3 protein-coding genes are annotated in these 1,719 nt (G+C 59.5%); all 3 read right to left on the reverse strand.

The window, feature by feature from the left end:
- Window positions 1-238: 238 nt before the first annotated feature.
- From L977_RS07985 to L977_RS07995, 3 genes are read right to left on the reverse strand one after another with little or no spacing between them, the layout of a single operon-like run.
- Window positions 239-661 carry a DUF1380 family protein gene (locus L977_RS07985; protein WP_047625548.1) on the reverse strand — a complete coding sequence of 141 codons (423 nt, stop codon included), beginning with the start codon at window positions 659-661 and terminating at the stop codon, window positions 239-241.
- 55 nt (window positions 662-716) lie between these two features.
- Window positions 717-938 carry a hypothetical protein gene (locus L977_RS07990; protein WP_022650029.1) on the reverse strand — a complete coding sequence of 74 codons (222 nt, stop codon included), beginning with the start codon at window positions 936-938 and terminating at the stop codon, window positions 717-719.
- Window positions 935-1,627 (reverse strand): DNA methylase, encoded by a 693-nt coding sequence (locus tag L977_RS07995; protein WP_022650030.1) that lies wholly within the window; start codon window positions 1,625-1,627, stop codon window positions 935-937. Before L977_RS07995 ends, L977_RS07990 begins: the two co-directional genes overlap by 4 nt.
- Window positions 1,628-1,719: the final 92 nt, after the last annotated feature.

The raw sequence follows: 1,719 nt of genomic DNA on the forward strand, positions 1-1,719 counted from the left end.
CGGTTCTCCCGCGAATATTGAGCGGGAGAACGACGGGAAGAACGGCATGAAGCAATAAATCACTGCGACCGGGCGAGGATGGCGGCGTAGCAAACCCTTGCATTTGCAGCGTTCGGGCTAAAGTGAAGGCACGGCGCTCACATCCGCCGCGCCAGCGCGGCATTAAAAGCGGAGTTCACGACATCCTCTTTCGTTGTGAATTGTCACCGGTTGCCGGGGACGCTCCCCCGGCCCGTTCTCAGGCTACCAGCGCGTCTTTCAGTGCGTAGACGTCATTCCTTGCTTCCTTTACGGAATCGGGTTCAGGCCGCCCGGCCTCCCAGGCCATTCCGGCGCGATGCTCCAGCTCACACTCATAGTCGCGCAGGACGCGTGCAAGTAAAGCTGCCGGTACACTCACCTGACGGTTTGCCGCTTCCCGCTGATGGGCCAGGAGATCGCTGATAGTCAGATTATTTACCCCCTCCTGGCGGTATTGCGTCATTTTCATTTCACCAAGCGCCTTCATCACCGCCCGGATTTCAGCCTCGTCCGGTTCTGGCTGGTTTTCACGGCAGGCCACGCTAATCCCCTCTTCCGTCCAGACCAGCAGGACCAGGGGTTCGTCAGACGTGAACATGTTTTCAAGCTGTACACAAAGTTCTTTGCGGGTTCCGTACATCTTTTTATCTCTTTCGTAAGTGGTTACAGGCCGGGCATCAGCCCGGCAGGGTCAGTCAGCCCTGAAAGGTTTCGTCCAGCACCAGGGCTTCGCGGTAGGCTTCCAGAAGCAAGGTGTTAATCCGGCGCAGGGTCTGGGCGGCCATACGTTCAGCCAGCGTTGCCGCGTCGTGCCGGTGCTGAGATTCGAGGCGGTTCAGCAGCATCCGCACGTCACACATGGCATTGCTGAGCTCGGCCACGTCCGCGCGCAGTGATTCAAGGCCCGGGTAGTTCATGCCGCCTCCGGATAATCAGGGTAAAACGTACCGTCATTGGCCGCCGGCATCCTTCTCGCCCGTTCAACCTGTGCCAGACGGCGAACGCCGGCGGCGTGGTACTGCTCAAGCATCTCGATCCCGATATAGCGGCGGCTGGCTTCGGCGGCGGCCACGCAGGTGGAACCGCTACCGGCGAACGGGTCAAGGACAATGGCCCCCGGACGCGTGAGCGATTCAATCAGTGGCCGCAGGCTCTGCACCGGCTTCTCCGTCGGATGGTGTCTGTTGCCCGTGTATTTCCAGGGGATCACGTCCGGGATGGGGCGGTCCGGGGTTTGCGGACGCCCCTTCGCGAGCAGGTAAGCGTTCTCATGGGTGTAGCCCACGAACGTTGATTTGGAGGCATAACTCTTCGCAAAAACGATATGGCCAACAACACGGAACCCGGCCGATTTCCACGCATTGAGAAACAGATCTGCGCGGTTCCATGCGTAAAAGCTCACCATCAGACTGTCGTTTTTGAGTACGCGGTACATTTCGTGGCACGCTGGCTGAAGCCATTCCGACGAATTGTCCCCGGCCAGAGTGCGGCCGGTACGGTCCTTAAAGCCAACCAGATACGGGGGATCGGTAAGAATAAAATCAACGGCACGTGCCGGAAAACGGGACATCACCTGCACGCAGTCACCCAGGATATAACGGGACATAGACACACTCCTCTCTGATATGCGGCACCCTGTTGCGCCGTGCCGCCACAAAAACCCGGCTCTGAGCGGAGGGCGCAGGGGCGACGCCGCAA

It is taken from the genome of Enterobacter sp. ZOR0014 (assembly GCF_000798855.1).
GTDB lineage: Bacteria > Pseudomonadota > Gammaproteobacteria > Enterobacterales > Enterobacteriaceae > Enterobacter > Enterobacter kobei.

Bases quoted from the DNA above. Each gene is read 5' to 3' on its own strand.
- L977_RS07990 (WP_022650029.1), bottom strand. From the start codon at position 938: ATGAACTACCCGGGCCTTGAATCACTGCGCGCGGACGTGGCCGAGCTC.
- L977_RS07995 (WP_022650030.1), bottom strand. From the start codon at position 1,627: ATGTCCCGTTATATCCTGGGTGACTGCGTGCAGGTGATGTCCCGTTTT.
- L977_RS07985 (WP_047625548.1), bottom strand. From the start codon at position 661: ATGTACGGAACCCGCAAAGAACTTTGTGTACAGCTTGAAAACATGTTC.